A 6,377-nucleotide genomic window follows, 5' to 3' on the forward strand; every position below is an offset into this window, starting at 1 on the left:
ATTTTTGTAACTATAATAACAGTTTTATATTTATAATGCTTAATCCACTTATACATAGTTATGTCATCTGCCGTTGGTTTATGCCTGCAATCCAATATAAGAACTATTGCTTTAAGTTGTTTTCTATCCTGCAGATATTTTTCTATTATTTTTCCCCATCCCTGTATTTCCCTTTTCGAAGCTTTCGCATATCCGTAACCTGGCAAATCTACAAAATAGAACATATCATTTATTAAAAAGAAATTGATCAGCCTGGTTTTACCTGGAGTACTACTTACTTTAACTAATTTTTTTCTATTTACAAGTGCATTTATAAGGGAGGACTTTCCTACATTGGATCTTCCAACAAAAGCTATTTCCTCCCTGTTGTCTTTGGGATATTGACTTGAATCTACTGCTGAAATTAAAAATTCTGATTGTTTTATTTTCATAAATAAATACCACCTAATCTCTGGTTAAAAGCGAATTTTTCAATACTACATCTATGTTGTCTGCCAATATATATTTCATCTTGTTTTTAACTGTATTGGGAATTTTCAATAGATCATTTTTATTTTTTTCAGGAATTATAACCGTATCTATACCAGCCCTATATGCTGCAAGGCTTTTTTCTTTCAATCCTCCTATAGGAAGAACTCTTCCTGTCAAAGTTATTTCCCCTGTCATGGCCACATTGTGCTTTATTTTTCTTTTACTTAAAGCAGATATCATAGCAGTAACCATAGTCACACCTGCCGAAGGACCATCTTTTGGTACTGCACCTTCCGGAACATGTATATGTAAATCATAATTTTTGTAAAAGTCACTTTCAATTCCATACTTATGTGAATTGGCCCTTATATAACTGTAACCAGCTTTAGCCGATTCCTTCATAACATCTCCCAGTTGACCCGTAAGCTGCAATTTGCCACTTCCAGGCATAACAGTAGCCTCTATAGGAAGAGTATCTCCTCCATATCCGGTCCATGCCATTCCCATGACTACTCCAACCTTATCTTCTTCATTTGCCTTATCATAGGTAAATATTTCAGAACCAAGGTAGTATTTAACCTTAGTTACGGTTATACTTATGGACTTTTTACCTTTTTCCATCATTTCTGATATAGCTTTTCTTATAAGGGATGCAACTCTTCTTTCCAGGCTTCTGACCCCAGATTCCCTAGTATAATTATCTATCAACTTATATATGGAAGAATCTGAGAAAGCAATCTCATTATTTTTAACTCCGTTTTCTTTCAATTCTTTAGGTACCAGGTATTTTTTACATATATTAAACTTTTCCTCAGAAGTATACCCAGATACTTCTATTACCTCCATTCTGTCAAAAAGGGGCCTTGGAACAGTTTCAAGGGTATTCGCAGTAGTTATGAACATCACATTGGACAGATCAAAATCCAGTTCAAGGTAATGATCCCTGAAGGTACTGTTTTGCTCGCTGTCTAATACCTCTAGAAGTGCATCTGCTGGATCTCCTCTGAAATCGCTGCTCATTTTATCTATTTCATCCAGTAAAAACAGTGGATTTTTTGATTTTGCCTGTCTCATGCCATATATTATTCTTCCTGGAATAGCTCCTACATAAGTTTTTCTATGTCCTCTGATCTCTGCCTCATCCTTCACTCCCCCCAATGACATTCTCACAAAATTTCTGTTTAAAGCATGGGCTATAGACTTTGCAATAGAAGTCTTCCCTACACCTGGAGGTCCTACAAGACAAAGTATTGGTCCTTTAAGAGACTTGTTCATTTTTTTAACTGCCAGATACTCAATTATCCTATTTTTAACATCTTTTAATCCATAGTGATCCTTTTCAAGTATTTCTCTGGCTAATTTTATATTTAAATTATCTTTAGTCTCAATATTCCATGGAAGACTCAATATCCAGTCCAGATAAGTTCTTATTACTCCTCCTTCTGAAGAATAAGAACCTGTATTTTTAAGTCTATCCAACTCATATAACGCCTTATCTTTAACACCTTTAGGCAATTTAGCTCTAGTTATCTTATTCTTATACCTCTTTATTTCTCTTTTGTCTTCATCTTCTTCCCCTAGTTCCTCCTGTATAGCTTTTAACTGTTCTTTCAGATAATATTCCTTTTGAACTTTATCTATTTTGTTTCTTACCTTAGCGCCTATTTTCCTTTCCAACTTCAAAATTTCTATTTCATTTACCAATATGGAAAGCAATTTTTCAAGTCTTTTTCCCACATCATAGCATTCAAGAAGTTCCTGCTTTTTTTCCTGTTTTAACATCAGATAGGAACTCACAGTATCAGCTAATCTTCCAGGACTGTTTAACTCTTCCAATGTTATTATAGTTTCTACCGGTATATTTCCAGATAACTTTATATATTCATTAAAATTTTTTTCTATAGCTCGCACAAGGGCTTCATAATTTTTATCCTCGCTATAATTTTTATCCTCTATTACTTCAACTTGAACTTTAAAAAATGGATCTTCACTGATATATTTTCTAAGCACTGCTCTGGATTCACCCTCTACAAGTACTCTCACTGTATCTCCAGGCAATTTCAATATCTGCTTTATATTACAAATTGTACCTGTTCTAAATATATCTTCTTCTCCAGGTTCTTCAGTTTTTACATCCTTCTGTGCAGTCAAAAATATTCTCTGCTCTGTAAGCATGGCATCTTCAAGTGCAAGTATTGATTTTTCCCTACCTACATCAAAATGCAGAACCATATACGGAAATATAGTAATACCTCTCAACGGAATTAGAGGAAGATCTCTTAAATTTTTATCCATATCTCTCTCCTCCTTTTAAAAGATTTTATAGTACAATAACATTTTCTGCTAACAAACAACAGATTAATTTATTATAACTATAAAATATATTTTTTTCAATTACCCTGTACTTTATCCACAATCATTTTATTGAATTAAACATAGATAACCTAAACTTTACCTAAAAAAGAGTACCGGAATCAGTACTCTTTTTGATATGAAGCTATGCAGTTTCAGGACCTTTTCGCGTTCTGGATTTTTTTAATTTAATAGGAGTTCTCTTCCCATTTTCAGCATTTATAACCTTTGGTTTTCCCTTTAACACTGCATTTTTATCTATTATTACCTTACATATTTCCTCTCTCGAGGGAATATCAAACATTATGTCTTTCATAGTTTCTTCTATAATAGCTCTAAGTCCTCTTGCTCCTGTGTTTCTCTCTAATGCCTCTTCCGCTATCGCATCCAATGCCCCATCTTCAAATTCCAGTTCTACATCATCAAATTCAAAGAGTTTTTTATATTGTTTAACAAGTGCATTTTTGGGTTCCTTCAAAATACTTATCAATGCATTTTTATCAAGCGCATCTAAAGTTACTATAATTGGAATTCTTCCTACAAACTCCGGTATAAGACCATACTTCAAGAGATCTCCTGGCATTATCTCCTTTAGAAGCTTTCCTACGTCCTTTTCCTTTTTAGATTGTATATTTGCACCAAAACCAAGAGTACTCATTCTAGTCCTTCTCTCTATTATACTATCTATACCGTCAAAAGCTCCACCGCATATAAATAATATATTAGTGGTATTGATCTGAATAAATTCCTGATGAGGATGTTTTCTTCCCCCCTGAGGTGGCACTGAAGCTACAGTACCTTCCAGTATCTTTAAAAGTGCCTGCTGTACACCTTCTCCCGACACATCCCTAGTTATAGATGGATTTTCTGATTTCCTAGCTATCTTGTCTATTTCATCTATATAAACTATTCCGCGTTCAGCTCTTTCTATATCATAATCAGCATTCTGTATAAGTTTTAACAATATATTTTCTACATCTTCACCCACATAGCCAGCTTCTGTAAGCGTAGTAGCATCTGCAATAGCAAAAGGTACATTCAGAAATCTTGCCAGAGTCTGAGCTAAAAGTGTTTTACCAGATCCTGTAGGTCCAAGTAAAAGTATATTACTTTTCTGTAGTTCTATATCATCACTTTCCTTATTAGAATTTATCCTTTTATAATGATTATATACTGCCACTGCTAGTGACTTCTTTGCATCTTCCTGACCTATCACATATTGATCAAGATAATTTTTTATTTCTATAGGCTTTGGAATTGAAGTCATGTCTATCTGTACATCTTCCTCAAATTCATCACTTATTATCTCAGAACAAAGCTCTATACATTCATCACAGATGTATACACCAGGTCCTGCAATTAATCTTCTAACTTGATCTTGTGTCTTACCGCAGAATGAGCACTTAAGTTGCTTTTTTTCATCATTTTTTGCCATTTCTACACCTCACTAAAGGTTATTTCTTTTTTGTAATAACTTCATCTATTAAACCATAATTTTTGGCTTCTTCTGCCGACATAAAGTTATCTCTCTCTGTATCACTTTCAACTTTTTCAAGAGGCTGACCTGTTTTCTCGCTTATTATAGTGTTTAGTTTTTTCTTTATTTTTAGTATTCTATTTGCATGAATTCCTATATCAGTCGCCTGCCCTTGAAATCCACCAAGAGGTTGATGTATCATTATCTCTGCATTTGGAAGTGCAAATCTTTTTCCCTTTGCACCAGCTGTAAGCAAAAATGCACCCATAGAAGCTGCCATTCCTATGCATATAGTGGACACATCTGACTTTATATACTGCATTGTATCATAAATTGCCATTCCAGAGGTTATAGATCCTCCTGGGCTATTTATGTAAAGATATATGTCTTTATCTGGATCTTCAGCTTCCAAAAACAGCAATTGTGCTACCACAAGGCTAGCCGTTACATCATTTACTTCCTCACTTAACATTACTATCCTATCCTTTAAAAGTCTAGAATAAATATCATAGGATCTTTCTCCTCTATTTGTCTGTTCTACAACTACTGGTACTAAACTCATAAATCTCTCCTCCTTTATACTATATCTTAAATTAGTATATATTAAAAAATAATTTATATCGCCTTACTACTATCCACCAACATATTTACTACCTTGCCATTCATTACATCTGTTTTCAAATATTCTTTCTGGCTATCGAGAATAAGCTTTGACATCTTTTGAATCTTATCCTCTTCTTTGCTGCCATACTGTTTAGCCATATCCTTTGCTCTCTCTAAAAGTTCCTCATCTTCCACTTTTATATCTTCCACTTTAGCTATTTCTCCAACAACTAAATCCGTTTTAACTCTCTTTTCTGCTGTTTCTTTCATATAATTTCTAACTTTTTCTTCTGTATTATTTGTATATTGATAATAAGTTTTAAGATCTAACCCCTGGTATTTCAATTTCATCTCTAAATCCTTAAGCATATTATCAACTTCTTTTTTAATCATAACTTCTGGTATATTCACTTCTGCATTTGAACAAACCGCATCTAAAACTGCTTCCTCAAATTCCCTGTCAGCTTTTAATTGATTTGCCTCCTGTTTCTTACTTCTTATGTCAGCCTTAACTTCCTCCAAGGTATCAAATTCAGATATTTCCTTCGCAAATTCATCATCTAGCTCCGGTAATTCCTTGATCTTTATTTCATTGACTGTAACTTTAAATACAGCTTCCTTTCCATTTAAATCCTCTCTTCCATATTCTTCGGGGAACTTCACATGGACATCCTTGGAATCACCAGTCTTTAGTCCAATAAGTTGATCTTCAAAATTATCTATGAAAGTTCCTGAACCAATTTCTAATTTATAATTTTTTCCTTCTCCACCTTCAAATTCTTTGCCATCCACTGTTCCCTTAAAATCTATTACGGCTATATTTCCCTTTTCTACAACTCCATCTTCTTTTGTTTCTATTCTAGCATTTTTCTGCTGCATTGTCTCTAATTCTTTTTCCACATCTTCCTCTGTCACTTCATATGTATTCTTTTTCACTTCAAGACCTTTGTATTCTCCAAGTTTTACTTTTGGAAACACAGTTACAGTTGCCGTATATACAAAATCTTTATTATCACCTATCTGAACTATATCAATTTGAGGATAATCCACAGGTTTTATGCTGTTTTCTTCCAGTGCCTTGGGATATGTATCATCACAGCAGAAATTTATAGCATCTTCATAAAAAACTCCTTCACCGTAATATTTCTTTATTATGTTCATTGGGGCCTTGCCCTTTCTAAAACCTGGTATATTAAACTTTTTGGCATTTTTCACAAATGCTTTTTTCATTGCTTCATTAAATTTTGAAGATTCTACAGTTATCTCTAATTTTACAACATTTTCTTCTATCGTTTCCTTCTTAACATTCATTACAAAATTCCTCCCACTAATTACTCTGTATGCTTATATCAACTATGCTATTATATCATATATCCATTCACATTTATATATTATACTTTCCACTTTTACTCATTGACCATAATTTAATTTCAATATTAAGAATAAATTATTAATTTGTACCTTTATATTATAT

Annotated in this window: 5 protein-coding genes; all 5 read right to left on the reverse strand. The window is 33.3% G+C overall.

Annotation, left to right across the window (positions count from 1 at the left end; translation table 11 throughout):
* A partial coding sequence (gene yihA, locus J5G60_RS15680; RefSeq protein WP_207876576.1) for a ribosome biogenesis GTP-binding protein YihA/YsxC occupies positions 1 to 431 on the reverse strand: 431 nt, incomplete at its 3' end.
* Positions 432 to 444: 13 nt separating this feature from the next.
* Positions 445 to 2,766, reverse strand: coding sequence for an endopeptidase La (gene lon, locus J5G60_RS15685; protein WP_150357957.1), 2,322 nt, complete (start codon positions 2,764 to 2,766; stop codon positions 445 to 447).
* A 202-nt stretch (positions 2,767 to 2,968) separates the two neighbouring features.
* Positions 2,969 to 4,258, reverse strand: coding sequence for an ATP-dependent Clp protease ATP-binding subunit ClpX (gene clpX / locus J5G60_RS15690; protein WP_150357956.1), 1,290 nt, complete (start codon positions 4,256 to 4,258; stop codon positions 2,969 to 2,971).
* Positions 4,259 to 4,277: 19 nt separating this feature from the next.
* Positions 4,278 to 4,862 carry an ATP-dependent Clp endopeptidase proteolytic subunit ClpP gene (clpP, locus tag J5G60_RS15695; protein WP_150357955.1) on the reverse strand — a complete coding sequence of 195 codons (585 nt, stop codon included), beginning with the start codon at positions 4,860 to 4,862 and terminating at the stop codon, positions 4,278 to 4,280.
* Between the two features lie 53 nt (positions 4,863 to 4,915).
* On the reverse strand, positions 4,916 to 6,214 hold the full coding sequence (gene tig, locus J5G60_RS15700) for a trigger factor (RefSeq protein ID WP_150357954.1): 1,299 nt from the start codon (positions 6,212 to 6,214) through the stop codon (positions 4,916 to 4,918).
* Between the last annotated feature and the right edge of the window lie 163 nt (positions 6,215 to 6,377).

The sequence above is a fragment of the Clostridium sp. HV4-5-A1G genome (genome assembly GCF_900184915.1).
In the GTDB taxonomy this organism is placed as follows: Bacteria; Bacillota; Clostridia; order Clostridiales; family Clostridiaceae; genus Clostridium_B; species Clostridium_B aromativorans.